Source organism: Chlorobium sp. N1 (genome assembly GCF_004332115.1).
Classification (GTDB): Bacteria; Bacteroidota; Chlorobiia; order Chlorobiales; family Chlorobiaceae; genus Chlorobium.
The window spans coordinates 23789-40258 of sequence record NZ_SJPA01000001.1 but is presented as its reverse complement, the minus strand read 5'-3'; the positions used below and the strand labels follow the sequence as shown (position 1 = coordinate 40258).

Sequence of the window (16470 nt, the reverse complement as noted above, 5' to 3'; positions counted from 1 at the left end):
TTGATGTTGGCTGGGGCGCCACGGGGGAGCGGCGGGAAATTGCATGCCGGATCCGGTCCGGTCGGTCGGAATATAGGATTTCTTGGCGTAAATCGCAGGATCGATTCGTCAGGCCGGCCGGTTGCGGCTTTCCGGCGGCCCCTTTTTTGCAGGTGATCCCGGGATAGGACAGGCTTTGTCCCATCCGCTGCCGTACCTTGACTTTGCTGCATCTCCGCCCCACCGGTACGGAGCGCTTGCAGCGGCGCAGTAATTTGGTTACCGTTAGAGTGGCGTCCCGTTTTCCCATTATTGTCAAGCGTTCCTCCGTCCGAGATGAAATTCATCCACACCGCCGACTGGCAGCTCGGCAAGCCCTTTGCCGGCATCGGCGATCCCGACAAGCGCGCCCTCGTTTCGAGGGAGCGTATCGAGGCGGTCAGGAGGATCGGGGAGGCCGCAACACGTGAAAACGCTTCCTTCGTCCTCGTCTCCGGAGACCTGTTCGACTCGCTGACCCCCGACCGGGCGACCGTCTCGGCCGCATGCGGAGCCATCGGCAGCATTCCGGTCCCCGTTCTCGTCATCCCCGGAAACCACGACCACGGCGGCCCCGGATCCATCTGGACCCAGCGTTTCTTTCAGGCCGAACGCGACGCCCTCGCAGCCAACCTCACCGTCCTCCTTGAAGAGCGGCCCTATGAACTTCCCGGGGCCGTCGTCTTTCCCTGCCCGCTGCTCCATCGAAACGCGGTCGCCGACCCCCTTTCCTGGCTCCGCGACCCCCTGGCGTTCTCTGGCTCAGGAGACGAGCGGGTGCGCATCATCATGGCGCACGGCAGCACGCAGGAGTTCGGTTCCTCCGATGACGACGACCGGCTTGCCGGGATCGTTTCCAGCCATATCGACCTCACACGCCTTCCCGACGCAGCGTTCGACTACCTGGCCCTCGGCGACTGGCACGGGACCAAGCAGGTGGGCCCGAAGGCCTGGTACTCCGGTACCCCGGAGCAGGACCGTTTCAGCAGGGGCGAGGAGAACGTGCCCGGCAACATCCTGCTGGTGGAGGTCGGGCGGGGAGGAGTGCCGAAGGTTGAGGTCCTGCCTACCTCCCGGCTCGGCTGGGCGGCGGAGGAGTTCACCTTCGGCGCCGACGGCGACGTCGGGCTGCTTTCGACAAGGCTCGATGCGCTCTTCGGGCGAGAGCCGGGCCGCTTCCTGCTCGAGCTCACGCTCGAAGGATCGCTCGGCATCGAGGCATCCGTTCAGCTCGAGAGGATGCTCGAATCCCTTGATGCGCGCCTGTTGCGCCTGAAGCTCAGGAACCGGGTCCAGACGGCTCCGGGCCCGGCCGAGATCGAAGCGCTTGCCGGAAACGGCGCCGATCCCCTGACGGCACGGGTCGCCGGGCGGCTCGTGCAGATGGTCGAAGACGGGGGTGACGATGCCGAGCCTGCGGCCCTCGCCCTCAGGGATCTCTACGGACTTTTCCTCGGGGAGGGTGCACGATGAGGCTGATTTCCGCGACCGTCCGCAACTACCGCGTCCATCGCGAGACCCGGGTGGTGTTCGATCCCCTGCGCACGCTGGTCGGCGGCGCAAACGAAACCGGCAAGAGCACCTTCGCCGAAGCGCTCCACCACGGTCTTTTCCTCAAGGCCAGGGTGACGGGCGAGGTCCGCCAGTCGATGCTTCCGCTTCGTCCTGCACCGGCGCCCGAGGTCGAGATCGATTTCGAGGCCGGGGGCCGGCGCTACCATCTCGAAAAACGTTTTTCCGGTTCTTCGGGCACCGTCCAGCTTACGGAAGCCGGAGGCGCCGCATGGCGGGGCGACGAGGCCGAAATCCGCCTTGCCTCGCTCCTCGGAGTCGGCATGCTGCAGCGGGTTTCAAGAGAGCGGCTTCGGGAGCAGTGGGCGCATCTCTGGGTATGGCAGGGCCAGGGGATGGAGGATCCCTCCCTCGGGGCCTCCCAGGAACAGGACCGGCTCATGCAGCGCCTCCAGGAAGAGGGTGGTGCCGTCGTTGCGCAGTCCGATGCCGACAGCGGGATCTTCAGGGCGGTCGAAGAGCGGTACCTGAAGTTCTTTACGGCGACGGGCATGCCGAAAGCGGGCTCGGAGCTGAAAGCATCACTGGAGGAGCGCGATGCGGCAGAAGAGCGCCTGAGTCAGGCGTCCCAGGCGCATGAGCGCTTGATCGAGGCCATCCGGGGCATCGAAGATGCCTCGTCGGAGCTCCGGCGGCTCGTCGAATCCGACGGCCTGCTCCGCCGGGAGCGGGAGGAAACCGCTGCCGCACGGGTCCGGGTCAACGAACTCGAAAAGGAGATCATCCTCGCCGGACAGGCCCTGAAGCTTGCCGAGGTGCCGCTCTCCGCGCTTGAAGGAGCAAACAGCCGGGTCGCGGAGCTGACGGATGAGGTCGCTCGCCTGCAGCAGGCCCTCGCTCCCGATGAAACGGAGCTCGGGGAGCTGCATCGAAGGGTTTCGGAAGAGATGGCGGGATTTCGTGCCATTGAGGAACGCTCCGGCGCTGCCGCAATATCGAAGTCCGAGGCTGAGCGGGCCCTTGAGGCCGCCCGTTCCTGGGCTGCGTTCTTTGCGGCTGAAGAGGCCTCCCGGCAGCTGTCGGGTCTCGAGCGGCAGGTTGTCGGCTACGAGGCGAAGCTCGGAGAGTTCCAGCGGGAGATTTCATCGCTTCCCGCCGTTGACGCCGAGGCGCTGGCGGGCCTGCAGAGAATCACCCTCGAGCTCGAGCGTGCCGACGCGTCGCTGCAGGCCATGGCTTCGGGCGTGACGGTGCTGGAGAGCGACGGTTCGGTCCGGATCGGGGGGAAGGCCGTCGAAACCGGCGGATCGGTCCTGCTCGACGAGGCTTCCGAAATCGAGGCCGGGGGCAGGTTCCGTTTCATGATCACGCCCGGAGGCGGCAATCGCCTTCTTGAGGCCCGGGCCAATGCGGTATCGGTAAGGGAGCGGCTCCGGAGCCGGCTTGACGCCCTCGGCATCGATTCGCTGGACGCGGCCGGCAAGGTCAACGAGCGACGCGAGCACCTGCTGGGAGAGCTCAAAGGCGCCGAGGCGTCGCTGAAGGCGCTCGATCCCGAAGGACGGCTGCGTGATCGGTGTGCATCGGCTTTCCGCGACATGGAGTCCGCGCGCGCCGCAGCGGAGCGTTTCGAAACGCCGAGCCCGCCGCTCGATGCCGCCGAGGCACGAACACTTGTCGAGAAGATGAAGGGGCGTCTCGCTGAGGCTGATGCGGCTGAAAAAGCGGCCCGCGAATCCCTGGGCGAACGGACGACTTCGCTGCAGCGGCTCCAGAAAGGGTTGCAGACGAAGACCGAGGATGCGCAGTCACGGCGACAGGTGTTCCTGGACCGCAACGGCGAGCTGGAACGGCTCCTGATCCGCCACGGCGGTGAAGCGGGGCTTCAGGAAGCGCTTCTGGCGGCCAGGCAAGAGCGGAGCCGCGCCGCGGCCGCACTGGAGGCATTGGGGAAGAGTCTTTCCGAACTGCAGCCCGACGAGCTCAGGGAGAGCATGCAGCGCTGCGAAAGGGCGATCGAGCGCAATCATGAAGCGCAGCGGGAGTGCCGTGAGCGTGCTGCCGGGTTCCGGGCCCGGCTGGAGCGCGACGGTTCCGACGATCCCGCCGCCTCGCTGCTTTCGGCCGCCCGGCGGGCTGAGCGGGCCCGTGAGCATTTCGCTGCAGTGGAACGACGCTCCCGCGCATCCAGGCTTCTTTACGATCTCTACCGCCAGGAGCAGGCCGAAGACGCCCGGCGCTTCAGCCGGCCGCTTGCCCTGAAGATCTCCGGCTACCTCCGCACCATGTTCGGGCCCGACCTTGAAGCTTCCGTCACCTACGGCGGCCAGTCGTTCGGCGACATCCGCATCCAGCGCGGGGGCGGGGAGGCGATCGGGTTCGGGAGCCTGAGCGGCGGCATGCGCGAACAGGTGTCGGCGGCCGTCCGCCTCTCCATCGCGGAGCTTCTCGCCGAGGGGTACGACGGTTCTCTTCCCGTCGTATTCGACGACGCGTTCACCAATACCGATCCCGACCGTGTCCGGCTCCTGCAGCGCATGTTGGACCGTGCAGCCTCGAACGGTCTCCAGATCATCATCCTCAGCTGCCACCCGGAGGCCTATGCGGGACTCGGCGCAACCCAGCACCTTCTGAAGCGGACGGCCGGAGAGGAGGCGGACGGAAGCAATGGCCATTAATATCCATGCTTCGAACAGGACCGAAGAGCTGGCCGGGATGCTTGCCTCCCTGATCGATGCAACGCCGCTTTATTCGCCGTTCCAGGAGGAGGTGATCGTCGTTCAGAGCCGCGGCATGCAGCGCTGGCTCTCCATCGAGCTGGCCCGGCGTCTCGGCGTCTGGGCCGGCGCCCGCTATCCGTTTCCCAATGCCGTCGTCTCCGAGCTTTTCGCGTCCGCCTTCCATACGGATGAAGGGGAACGGCTCCGGTACGATCCCGAGCTGATGGCCTGGAGCATCATGCGGCTTCTTCCGCCCCTGCTTGCCGAGGGGGAGTTTGCGGTTCTCGGCCGCTATCTTTCGGGCGGTTCGGCCCCGCTCCGCCTCTTCCAGCTGGCGACGAAGATCGCCGACACCTTCGACCAGTACACCCTGTTCCGCCCGGCCATGCTCGCCGAGTGGGAGGCGGGAGGGGGGCCCGATGGGACGGACGCATGGCAGCCGATCCTCTGGCGCACGATCACGGCCGCGCTCGGGGGGCGCCACCGCGGGCAGCTGAAGGAGGAGTTCCTCCGTGCCGGAAGCCTTTCCGGTTCGGTCTTTCCGGGGCGCATATCGCTCTTCGGCATCTCCTACCTGCCGCAGTTCCATTTGGATGTCCTCGGAGTCCTTGCAAGACATCGGGAGGTGAACCTCTTCCTGCTCAGCCCTACCAGGGAGTACTGGGGGGACATCGTCTCACGCCGCACGCTTTCGCGCATGAAGGATGCCGAGCGGATGCTGCGGACGGAAGGCAACCCGCTTCTGGCTTCACTCGGCCGCATCGGCAGGGACTTTTCGGAAATGGTGCTCGATATTCCCGACGAAGAGGGAGGGGGGAGCGAGCGTTATGTCGATCCAGGGGCCGGCAGTCTGCTCCACGCCGTCCAGAGCGACATTTTGAACCTCACCGGTACCGGCGAGGAGGGCCGGAGGCCTTTCCCGGAGGGCGACCGTTCACTCCAGGTGCACGCCTGCCACTCCGCGCAGCGGGAGGTCGAGGTGCTGCACGACCGCCTGCTGGACATGCTCGAGTCCATCGAGGGCCTGGCTCCCCGGGACATCGTCGTGATGGCTCCCGACATTGAGACCTATTCTCCGTTCGTTTCCGCGGTGTTCGGCATCTCGGGCGAGCGGCACATCCCTTTTTCCGTCGCCGACCGCCGGCTGATGAACGAGGGGGAGGTCGCTTCGGCATTCCTGCGTCTCCTGGCTCTTCAGCACGCGAGAACAGGGGCTCCGGAGCTGTTCGACCTTCTCTCCAGCCCTCCCGTCGCATTCCGTTTCGGCCTTGACGGAGATGCCCTCTCGGTTATCCGGGCCTGGATCGTCGATACGCGGATCAGATGGGGCATCGACGAAAAGGAGCGGCTCGAGAACCAGCTCCCGCCGTTCCGCCAGAACTCCTGGCGTGCCGGGCTCGACCGGCTCCTGCTCGGCTACGCCATGGAGGGTGAAGACCCGGCTCTCGGCGCAATAGTGCCCTTCGGCGATTTCGACGGGGGTTCGGCCGAAACGCTCGGCATCTTTGCCGATTTCATCGACGCCGTCGAGCTGTTCCGTCGCGGACTTTCCACATCGCGCACCCTTGGGGAGTGGCGAGGGTTCCTCGCCGGCATGCTCGAACGATTCATCCGGGTGGACGAGAAGCGGGAGCGCGAGCTCCTTGCGGTGCAGGGTGTGCTGGACCGCCTCGGAGAGATCGGCCGCGATTCGCTCTACAGGGATGCCGTCCCGCCCGAGGTGGTCCTCAGCTGGCTGAAGGGACGGCTCGAGCAGCAGGAGCAGGGGCTCGGGTTCATGACCGGGGGAGTCACCTTCTGTTCGATGCTGCCCATGCGCAGCGTCCCTTTCAGGGTCGTTGTGCTGCTCGGCATGGGTGACGGCGCATTCCCGCGCCAGCACCATGCGCCGGGCTTCGACCTGATCGCCCGCTCTCCCCGTCGCGGGGACCGATCGCTGCGTGTCGAAGACCGCTACCTTTTTCTCGAGACCCTGCTCTCGGCCCGTGACGTCCTCTATGTCAGCTATGTCGGCCAGAGCGTCAGGGACAACAGCCCCATTCCGCCTTCGGTGCTGGTCAGCGAACTGCTGGACGCCGTTGAGCGCGGTTTCATCCTTCCTGAAGGGAAGCGTGCCGAAGATATCCTGACCCTCCGCCACCGCCTGCAGCCGTTCAGTCCCGACTGCTTCTCGGCGTACGGGCCACTGTTCAGCTATTCGGAAGAGAACTTCCTTGCAGGAGAGGAGCCGGCCGGGGCATTCCCTGCCGGGGCGTTCATGGAGGAACCGCTCGCGGAGCCGCCGGAATCAATGCGGAGGGTGGAGCTGCGGGATCTTCTGCGCTTCTTCGACAACCCTTCGGCATTCTTTCTGCGCGAGCGTCTCGGCCTCCAGGGGGCGATGCGGATGCAGCCGCTCGAGGAGCGTGAACCGTTCGAAATCGACGGGCTGGAGGCTTACCGCATCAGGGCAGCGCTTGCCGGGGCGATGCTTGAGGGCGAGGAGCATGAACCGTTCCTCAGCCGTTTCCGCGCCGAGGGGGTGCTGCCCCCGAGCACGAGCGGTGAGCGGCTCTACATGGCTCTCAGCGAGGAGGCGTCGGGGTTTGTCGATACCGTCCGGCGGCTTGTCCCTCCGGGACGTCCCCTCCCGGCCGAGGACGTCAGCCTCCAGTGCGGCCCGTTCACCCTCTCGGGTCGGCTCGAGGGCCTGCAGAGCGCCTGCCAGCTTTTTACGAGGCCTGCCTCCATGAAGTCGAAGGAGCGTATGCGCAGCTGGATATCCCATCTCGTCCTCTCGATCGTAGCTGACGGTTCTCTTCCCTCGGAAACCCTGCTCATCATGAAAAACGGCGCCTACCGCCTCCGCCGGCCCGATGATCCAGAGGCCCTCCTGCTCGGCCTTCTGGAGGGATACTGGCAGGGGCTCCGAACCCCTCTTCCGTATTTCCCCGAAACCTCGTTCGCCTGGGAGGGGAAGCGGGACAAGGGGGAGGCGGAGGCGCTGAAAGAGGCCCGTTCGGCCTGGCTTTCCTCCCGGTTCACCGGAGCGGGGGAGGGAGACGACCCGGCGGTCATGCGCTGTTTCGGGCCCTCGTTCCTCGACCCCGCCGCTGCGGGATTCGATACCTTCCGCCGGCTCGCCGAAATCCTCGTGCGGCCGGTTCTTGACCATTCGGAGGCGATGAAATGATGAGGCCGCTCGATCACGCATCCGTCCCCCTCGGTGGGATGAACCTCATCGAGGCGAGTGCCGGAACGGGGAAGACCCACGCCATCGCCTCGCTCTACCTCCGGCTTCTCGTCGAAGGGGACCTCCTTGCGGAGTCCATTCTCGTTGTGACCTACACCGAGGCGGCAAGCGGCGAGCTCAGGGGGCGGATACGCGGGCGCATCCGCGACACCCTCGAGGCGCTCAGGGCCCCCGGAAGCCCTGCAGAGGTGCTCGCCGCCATCGGAGCCGGTGCTTCGGAGGTGGGAGCCGACGAGGCCTCCCGGCGGCTCGAGCGCGCACTCGCCGCATTCGATACGGCAGCGGTGCATACCATCCACGCCTTCTGCCTCCGGGCTCTCCAGGAGCATGCCTTCGAGAGCGGTTCGCTATACGATACCGAGCTCGGCACCGACCAGCAGCAGCTGCTTCGGGCCATCGTCGACGATTTCTGGCGTCTCCGCTTCTTTCCGCCCGAGGCGCCCCTCTCTGGCTATCTCGGCTGGCGGAAGGATCTCACTCCGGAATCGTTCGTCTCGCTGCTCAGCGCACTGCGGCCCGGGCCGCTCGCCTGCATCAGGCCGGCGTTCTCCCCGGGGGACGATGCGGCGGCAGAAGCGCGGGTGAAAGAGTGTTTCTCCCGTCTCTGCACGCTCTGGCGCGAGGATCGGACCACCGTGCTCTCCATCCTTGCCGACGACCCCGGACTCAGCCGTGCTGCCGGGGCCTACAAGAAGGAGGAGCTCCCGGCCCTGTTCGAGCTGATGGACGGCTATCTGCAGGCCGCAGACCCCTACGCCTGCTTCCGGGGATTCGGGCGATTCGGTGCGGCTTCGCTCCGGAACGGGACGAAGAAGAAGTTCGAGACCCCTCTCCATCCCTTTTTCGAAGCCGTCGACGGGATGCTGCAGGCGCTCGAGGCCCGCCTTTTGGTGCTGAAGGCGGAGCTTGTCGAGTATTATCGTGCAATGCTTCCGAAGCAGAAGGAGGAGCAGAACGTCCGGTTCTTCGACGACCTGCTCAACGACCTCTACCGGGCGCTCGGGGAGGAAGAAGGCGGCGGGCGGCTCGGCGAGGTGCTTCGCCGATCCTACCCGGCAGCGCTCATCGACGAGTTCCAGGACACCGACCCGGTGCAGTACGAGATATTCCGCCGCATCTATGCCGGATCCGGACTGCCGCTCTTTCTCATCGGCGATCCGAAGCAGGCCATCTACAGCTTCCGCGGCGCCGACCTTTTCGCCTACCTCGGGGCCGCCGCCTCCGTCGGGGAGGAGAGGCGTTTTACGCTCGAGAAGAACTGGCGCTCGGCGCCTCTTCTGCTCGAAGGGTTCAACATGCTCTTCCGCAACGATCGCAACCCGTTCCTCTACCCGGACATCGCCTACCGGCCGCTTACTTCCGGCGGCGGCGGGCCGAAGGATGCCTTCACGGACGGAAAGGAGGCTCTCGACGAGCCGCTGCAGGTCTGGCTTCTCGATTCCCGGGACACGAAGAAAGGCTCCCTCACCGTCGAGGCGGCGGAGGAGTCGGCTGCGGCGGCCGTCGCCCGGGAGATCGTCCGTCTGCTCGACGGGGCGAGACTCGGCAGGACGCGCATCGGCAAGCGGCCGCTCGCCGCATCGGACATCGCCGTGATCGTCCGTACCCACCAGCAGGGCAATCGTGTGCAGGCGGCCCTGCAGGCCCGGGCCGTGCCGTCGGTCATGCGAAGCGACAGAAGCGTCATGCAGACCGCAATCGCCGGCGAAGTGCTGCTCCTGCTTGAAGCCCTTGCCAGCCCTGCGTCCGAAGGAAGGATACGAAGCGCCCTTGTGACCGCGATCCTCGGCCGAACCGGCAACATGATCGCGGCAATGGCCGTAGACGGTCCGGAGTGGATCGGCGTGCTTCGCGATTTTGCGGAGTGGCACCGGCTCTGGCAGGCGAAAGGGTTCATGACGATGATCAGGGAGCTCATGCTGAAGGAGGGCGTTCGCAGGAGAGTCCTCGCCGGCGAAGGCGGTGAGCGGACCCTTACCGACCTGCTCCACTGCTTCGAGCTCCTCCATGCCCGGGAGCATATGGCTGGATCGGGTCCCGAAGGGCTCGTAGCATGGTTCTCCGAGCAGCTGCTCGACGCTTCGGTCGGGGAGGATGCATTTCAGATACGGCTCGAGACCGACCTGTCCGCAGTGAGGATCGTTACCGTCCATGTCAGCAAGGGGCTGCAGTACCCGGTGGTTTTCTGCCCCTTCCACTGGAAGGGCTCGCCCTCGGCCGGCGAGGTCGCCTCGTTCCATGACGCCTCCGGCGAGGCGGTTCGGGACTTCGGTTCCCCGGGGTTCTCCGAAGGGCTCCTGCGGGCCGGCGAGGAGGAACTTGCCGAGGACCTGCGGCTGTTCTATGTCGCGCTGACCCGCGCCGAGCACCGCTGCTTCTTCGTTGCCGCGAAAATCGCCGCCGGGGTTTCGGCCGTCAACTATCTGCTGCACGCCTCCGAGGTCTCGAAGGGGGGGGCCGAAGGCGTCCCCTCCCGTCTTGGCCAAGCCGTCGCCGCATCTTCTCCCGAGGCCATGGAGCGACAGCTCCGCTCCCTCGTCGACTCCTCCGGCGGAGCGATCGGGTTCCGCCTCGTAGACCCCGACGGGATCGATGCCGCGCGGCTTCTCTCCGGGGGGGAGGAGCGCCGCTCCGCACCGGCGCTCCGGCGTTTCGGCGGCCGGATCGACCGGCAGTGGAGGGTTTCGAGCTTCAGTTCACTCAGCCGGCAGGCCAACGCCCCGGCCGAGCTCCCGGACCGGGACGAGGCGGCCGCATCCGTTTCTGAGGGCGCTCCGCTCTCCGACGTCGTGGCGGAGGGTATTTTCGCCTTCCCGAAAGGAACCCGTGCGGGCCACTTCATGCACGACATCTTCGAGCATCTCGATTTTTCGGCCCCTGATCCGGAAACGATCCGGGAGCAGACGGCCTCCATGCTGCTCCGTTACGGATTCGATGCCGAATGGACGGCGCCGGTCGCCCGGATGGTCGAGGCCGTGCTCCAGGCTCCGCTCGGTGAGGCCGCCCGTCCGTTCCGTCTCGGAGGGCTGAAGGCCGGCAGCTGGGCGACGGAGCTGGAGTTCTTCATGCCGATGGGAGCGGTGAGCAGGGAGCGGCTCGCCGGGCCGCTCCGCCGCCACGGTGTCGCAGCCGAAGGGGTGGAGTACGGGCGGCTTGCCGCCCAGCTGGAGTTCACCCCCGCCCGGGGCATGCTCATGGGGTTCATGGACATGGTGCTGGAAGCCGACGGCCGGTTCTGGCTGATCGACTGGAAGTCCAACCACCTCGGCAACACGGCGGCGGATTACGGGAGGAGCCGGATGGAGGCGGCAATGGAGGAGCACCGCTACCATCTCCAGTACCTGCTCTACCTGGCGGCGCTCAACCGCCACCTGGCCCGTCGCGTTCCGGGTTATGCCTATGCAACGCATTTCGGCGGCGTGGTCTACGTGTTCCTGCGGGGCGTGGGGGGTGAGGAGGGGAGCGGCATCTACCAGGTCCGCCCGTCCGAAGCGCTTATCGAAGAACTCAGTGCGGCGATTGCCGGAAAGGAGCACCCATGAGAGAGATCCGCCATGAGGAACAGCGCCCGATCGACCGCCAGTTCGCCTCCTTCGTCGCCGCCCACGGGCCCGCTCCCCGCGATCCGCTGCTCTATACGCTTTCTTCCCTCGTCAGTGCCGCCGTCGGCAGGGGCGACGTCTGTCTCGATCTCGCCGCCGTTGCCGGCTCCGTGGTCCTCATGCCCGGCGGGCGTGTCGAGGTGCCGAAGCTCGGCCGGCTTCTCGTCCGGCTGAAGGAAAGCGGGATGGTTTCGGAAGGGGATGAGCGGACGCCGCTCGTGATCGGACGCGGCAGCCGCCTCTACCTTCAGCGCTACTGGGCTGCGGAATCCGACCTGGCCCGGCGGATCCTCGATCGATGCCGTCAGCCGGCTCCTTTCGCTGATCCTGCGGGCTTCGAGGCCCGCCTCGGCCGGCTGTTTGGGGAGGGAGGGATGCAGCGGGAGGCGGCGAGGAACGCGGCCGGACGGAGTTTTTCCGTCCTTGCCGGCGGGCCCGGCACCGGCAAGACCTCGACCGTCGTCAGGATCCTCGCCCTCCTGGCCGGAGAGGACGGTCTCGGCGGGGGGCGGATCGCCATGGCGGCGCCGACCGGCAAGGCGGCGCTGCGTCTCGGCAACTCCGTGAGGCTCCAGAAAGCCGGACTCGACTGCAGCGAGGCGGCCCGCCGCGCCATCCCCGACGAAGCCACGACCCTCCACCGTCTTCTCGGAGCAGTGCCGGGATCGGGGCGGTTCCGCCACGGCCCCCGCAGCCCGCTTCCTTTCGACACCGTCGTCGTCGACGAGGCCTCCATGGTGGCCCTTCCGCTCATGCACGCCTTCGTTTCCGCCCTTGCTCCCGGCTGCCGGCTGATCCTGCTCGGTGATCCCGACCAGCTTGCCTCCGTCGAGGCCGGCGCCGTGCTCGGTGACATCTGCGATGCCGGAGCCGTGGAGGGTTCGCCGCTCAGCGGCTCCATCACCCTCCTCAGCAGGAACTACCGTTTCGACGCCGATGCCGGCATCAGCCTTCTCGCCCGGGCCGTCAACGAGGGACGTGCCGAGGATGCGCTCGGGATCCTTGAGGGCCGCCGAGGGGTCGTGCTCCGCCCTCCCTTCGGGGCCGAGACGGATCGGGAAGGGCGGAACGGCGAGCTTGAGGCCGCACTCCTCGACGGGTACCGTCCGTATCTCGAAGCCGGGGAAAGCGGAGATGCGCTTCGACTTTTCGAGCGGTTCCGGATCCTCTCCGCGCTGCGCGAGGGGCCGGGACTTCTCGGCGTAAACGGCCTCAATGCCGCCGCTGAGCGGATTCTTCTCCGCCACGGCCTCATCGAACGCTCCTCTCCGTTCTATCACGGCCGGCCTGTGATGGTGACGGAAAACAGCTATTCGATGCGTCTTTTCAACGGCGATACGGGCATCGTCCTCATGGGGCCCGGCGGAACAGGGCCGATGGTCTGGTTCCCGGCACCCGACGGCTCGGTCCGGGCGGTCGCTCCCGAGCGGCTTCCCCGTCATGAGACCGCCTATGCCGTAACCATCCACAAGAGCCAGGGCTCGGAGTTCGACGGGGTCCTGATGGTCCTGCCGGATTCCGACTCTCCGCTTTTGACCCGGGAACTGCTCTATACGGGAATCACGCGCGCGAGGCACTCGGTTGAGATCAGGGCGACTGTCGAAACCCTCCGGGCCGCAACCCTGCGGCCGACCGAGCGGATCTCCGGCCTCAGGGAGGCCCTTCTCGATCCATAGGAGGCGTCCCGAATCCCCCGCCTCCGGGGGTTTCTATAACGACGGCCTCGCCCGGCCGCATGAGCCGCCCTATCCGTCCTCCGGCCGGGGTCTCGGTTCCGTCCTCGAGGACGATCCTGTTGACGCCCTTCGCACCCGGCTGTCCGCCTTCGAGGCCGAACGGAGGGCGCTTTCGCCGTTCCGAGATCACGCTGAGCTGCATCGGCGTGTGGAAGCGGATCCGGCGCACCACTCCGTCGCCGCCTCGGTGCATGCCGTTGCCGCCGCTTTCCCTGCGGATGGAGAACTGCTCGACCTCGATGCCCTGGTGGCGCTCTTCGAGGATTTCCGGATCGGTGATCCTGGTATTGGTCATGTGCACCTGTACGGCCGAAGCGCCGTCGGCCGTGCGTGTGGCTCCCGAGCCGCCGGGTATGGTTTCATAGTACTGGCTTCCCGATCCGTCCGGAGGGCCGAAAAGAAGGTTGTTCATCGTCCCCTGGGATGCTGCGGCACATCCGAATGCGCCGAGGAGCACGTCGACCACCCGCTGGGATGTTTCGACGTTGCCCATCGCCACGGCTGCCGTCGGGGATGGGTTGAGGATGCTTCCCTCCGGGATCAGGATCTCGACCGGTTCAAGGCAGCCGGCGTTCAGCGGGATCTCCTCGCCGACGAGAAGCCGGAGCAGATAGAGCACGGCCGCCCGGGTGACGGCCGGCGGAGCGTTCAGGTTGCCCTGGTCCTCAGGGGCGCTGCCGCTGAAGTCGAAAATGGCCCGTGCCGGAGCGTCGGAGGGTGCTGTGATCAAGGCCGAAGCGCAGATCGCAGCTCCGTTGTCCAGCCGGTCGGAGCATGTGGCCTCAAAGCGTCCGCCCTCGCCGGCAAGCCTTCTGAAAAGCCGTTCTACGGCATTTCTGGCGTTGATGCGGATGAACTCCATGTAGCGATCGACGAGGGGAACGCCGTAGCGCTCCAGCACCGCTTCGAGTTCGAGCATGCCCCGCTTGTTGGCGGCCACCTGGGCCTGCAGGTCCGAGAGTCGCTCGGCCATGTTGCGGGCCGGCCAGGGTCCTGAAGAGAGCAGCTCCTGGAGCTCTTTTCTGCGGAACCGCCCCTCCTTGACGAGGAGGAAGGAGGTGATGACGACCCCCTCCTCGTCGATGGTGCGGCTGGAGGGGGGCATCGAGCCGGGAGTGATGCCGCCGATGTCGGCGTGGTGGCCGCGGTTGGCAAGGTAGAAGGTGGGCTCGTCGTCTCCGCTGAACACCGGTGTGACGACGGTCATGTCGGGAAGGTGAGAGCCGCCGCGGTGGGGGTTGTTGGCAAGGAGGACGTCCCCCGGCCGGAAACGGCCGTTTCCTTCGTCGATCAGGCTTCTGACGGTCGCTTCCATGGCTCCGAGATGCACGGGAATATGCGGGGCGTTCGAGACGAGCCGACCCTCGCGGTCGAACAGTGCGCAGGAGAAGTCCCGGCGCTCTTTCATGTTGACGGAGTGCGCGGTGTTCTCGAGCGTCTTTCCCATCTGCTCGGCGATGTTCATGAAGAGGTTGTGGAACACTTCGAGCAGCACGGGATCGGCCTTGTCCGGCAGCACCGCCAGGGTCTCTTCCGCAGCTTCCTGCGCCTCATTTTCAGCCCGCATCAGGATCGATCCCGATGCGACGGGCCGTGCCAGGTATCCCGCTTCCACGAAGAGCGTCAGCTGGCTGTCGACGATCATTGCCGGTCCGCTGACGACGGCTCCGGGGTGGAGTTTTTCACGCCGGTAGAGCGGTACGTCCACCATGCTGCCGGCGATCCAGAGCTGCGTGCTTCCTTCGGCGGAGGGTTCCTGCTGCCGTTCCGCCATTGAGGTGTGCGAAGAGCACTCCATGAGGTCATGCGTTTCGCTGAGGCTTACTTCGAGCCGCATCCCGACAACCTCGAGCGAACCGGTGTCCGGCGTGAATCCGTAGCGCCTGTGATGCCTTGCGCTGAACCGTTCCAGGAGTGCGGCGTGCGTGATGAGGGCCTGTTGCGAGTCGGGAAGTGATGCCGGAACCGATATCCAGCTGTCGCTTCCTGCAGGCCGGATGTCGAGGAGGACGCTGCTCTGCCACGTGCGGTTCCCGGCCCCGAGAAGGTCGAGCAGCGACAGAATGCCGGTTTCGGCCCTTCTGCCAAGATCGTCGAGCAGGCGTTCGGTGAGCGGCTGCATGACGGGCTCAACGCGGCGCTCCGTCTTCTCGGCCATGGCGATGCCCCAGGCCGAGAGCACGGAGGCGTGGCGGGGGACGACCACCTGCGGAATCGCCAGGATGGAGGCGATCCGGCAGGCGTGCTGTGCGGCCGCGCCGCCGAAGGCCAGGAGGCTGTGGCATCGGATGTCGTATCCCCGGGAGACCGAGATGGATTTCATGGCACGGCACATGATGCCGTTGGCCACCTCGATGAACCCTGCGGCGAGCCGCCATGCGTCGTAAGGGGTTCCCGTCGCCTGTGTGACCTCCAGGGCGAGCGCCGTGAAGAGCCGGTGGGTCGCATTCCTGTCGACGGGGGCGTCGGTGGAGGGGCCGAACGTGCTCGGCATGGATTCGGGAATGATCCGGCCGAGCATGAGGTTGGCGTCGGTTACGGTGAGGGGGCCGCCGAGCCCGTAACAGGCCGGGCCGGGGTTCGATCCGGCCGATTCGGGCCCGACACGCAGCCGCTCTCCGTCGAACCAGAGGATCGAGCCTCCCCCTGCCGCAACCGTCTGCACGTCGAGCATCTCGGTGTGGAAGGGGACGTTGTCGACGGTGGTTTCATAGCGGTGCTCGAAGGTGCCGTCGAAGCGGGAGACGTCCGTTGAGGTGCCGCCCATGTCGAAGCCGATCGACTCGCTGATGGCGAGCCGGCGGGCGGTTTCGGCGTAGCCCATGAGCCCTCCGGCCGGTCCCGAGAGGATCGTGTCCATCGCCCGCAGGCCTCCGGCATCCCTCAGCCCACCGGAGCTCTGCATGAACTCGATCGGCACATCTCCGGCAAGACGGCGGAGGCCGAGGAGGTAGGAGAAGAGGACGGGGGAGAGGTAGGCCTCGATCATGGTCGACTGCCCGCGCTTGAGCATGTTGATGAGCGGCATGGCCTCGTGCGAGCTCACGACATGCAGGAAGCCCGCCTCTTCACGCGCGAGTGCCGCCAGTCGGCGTTCGTGCACGGGGTTCTTCCATGCGTGCTTCAGGACGATGGCGAGGCTCCGGATGCCGAGGGCCTGCAGCTCCTTCAGCGCGCTGCGGGCGGCTTCGATATCCATCCGGCGGCGGACCGTTCCGTCGGCCGCGATGGCTTCAGGGATCCCCCTGACGGCATCATGGAGCGGCGGGTGTTTGCGGATGTCGAGGGCGAAGAGGTCCGGCCTCTGGCCGTTTCCGATTTCGAGCAGGTCTTCGAACCCCTCCGTCACCGCGAAGGCGGCACGCTCTCCCTTGCGCTCGAGCAGGGCGTTGGTCGCCACAGTCGTGCCGATCCTGATTTTCGCAATGGCATCTGCGCTGAGCGGCCGGTCGTTCCCGATTCCCATCAGGCGGCGGATGCCGGTGATTCCCGCATCCTCCCGGGCATCGGACTCCGAGAGCAGTTTCGTCGAGTGCACCGCCCCGTCGGGATCGATGCCGATGACGTCGGTGAAGGTTCCTCCCCGGTCGATCGCGAAATTCCAGAGCCGGGCCGCCGAGGGTCTGCCGCCGGCTGCGTTTCGCTTCATC

General features: G+C 66.4%; 6 protein-coding genes. 5 read left to right on the top strand and 1 reads right to left on the bottom strand.

Annotated elements, in window-relative coordinates:
- The first annotated feature begins 315 nt into the window (after window positions 1-315).
- The 5 genes from E0L29_RS00150 to recD are packed head-to-tail and all read left to right on the top strand — an operon-like array spanning window position 316 to window position 12760.
- Window positions 316-1491 (top strand): DNA repair exonuclease, encoded by a 1176-nt coding sequence (locus E0L29_RS00150; protein WP_131353332.1) that lies wholly within the window; start codon window positions 316-318, stop codon window positions 1489-1491.
- Window positions 1488-4208 (top strand): AAA family ATPase, encoded by a 2721-nt coding sequence (locus E0L29_RS00145; RefSeq protein WP_131353330.1) that lies wholly within the window; start codon window positions 1488-1490, stop codon window positions 4206-4208. Before E0L29_RS00150 ends, E0L29_RS00145 begins: the two co-directional genes overlap by 4 nt.
- Window positions 4198-7422 carry an exodeoxyribonuclease V subunit gamma gene (recC, locus tag E0L29_RS00140; protein WP_131353328.1) on the top strand — a complete coding sequence of 1075 codons (3225 nt, stop codon included), beginning with the start codon at window positions 4198-4200 and terminating at the stop codon, window positions 7420-7422. Before E0L29_RS00145 ends, recC begins: the two co-directional genes overlap by 11 nt.
- Window positions 7419-11024: an exodeoxyribonuclease V subunit beta gene (gene recB, locus E0L29_RS00135; protein WP_242664219.1), complete on the top strand. Its 3606-nt coding sequence runs from the start codon at window positions 7419-7421 to the stop codon at window positions 11022-11024. The genes recC and recB overlap by 4 nt, the downstream gene beginning before the upstream one ends.
- Complete coding sequence (recD, locus tag E0L29_RS00130) at window positions 11021-12760, top strand: exodeoxyribonuclease V subunit alpha (RefSeq protein ID WP_131353326.1); 1740 nt, start codon at window positions 11021-11023, stop codon at window positions 12758-12760. Before recB ends, recD begins: the two co-directional genes overlap by 4 nt.
- On the opposite strand, the gene E0L29_RS00125 is transcribed toward recD, so the two are convergent.
- Window positions 12735-16469, bottom strand: coding sequence for a hydantoinase B/oxoprolinase family protein (locus tag E0L29_RS00125; protein ID WP_207387742.1), 3735 nt, complete (start codon window positions 16467-16469; stop codon window positions 12735-12737). The genes recD and E0L29_RS00125 overlap by 26 nt on opposite strands.
- Window position 16470: the final 1 nt, after the last annotated feature.

Coding starts and splice junctions, on each gene's coding strand:
- recC (WP_131353328.1), top strand. CDS start 4,198: ATGGCCATTAATATCCATGCTTCGAACAGGACCGAAGAGCTGGCCGGG.
- E0L29_RS00125 (WP_207387742.1), bottom strand. CDS start 16,469: ATGAAGCGAAACGCAGCCGGCGGCAGACCCTCGGCGGCCCGGCTCTGG.
- E0L29_RS00145 (WP_131353330.1), top strand. CDS start 1,488: ATGAGGCTGATTTCCGCGACCGTCCGCAACTACCGCGTCCATCGCGAG.
- recD (WP_131353326.1), top strand. CDS start 11,021: ATGAGAGAGATCCGCCATGAGGAACAGCGCCCGATCGACCGCCAGTTC.
- E0L29_RS00150 (WP_131353332.1), top strand. CDS start 316: ATGAAATTCATCCACACCGCCGACTGGCAGCTCGGCAAGCCCTTTGCC.
- recB (WP_242664219.1), top strand. CDS start 7,419: ATGATGAGGCCGCTCGATCACGCATCCGTCCCCCTCGGTGGGATGAAC.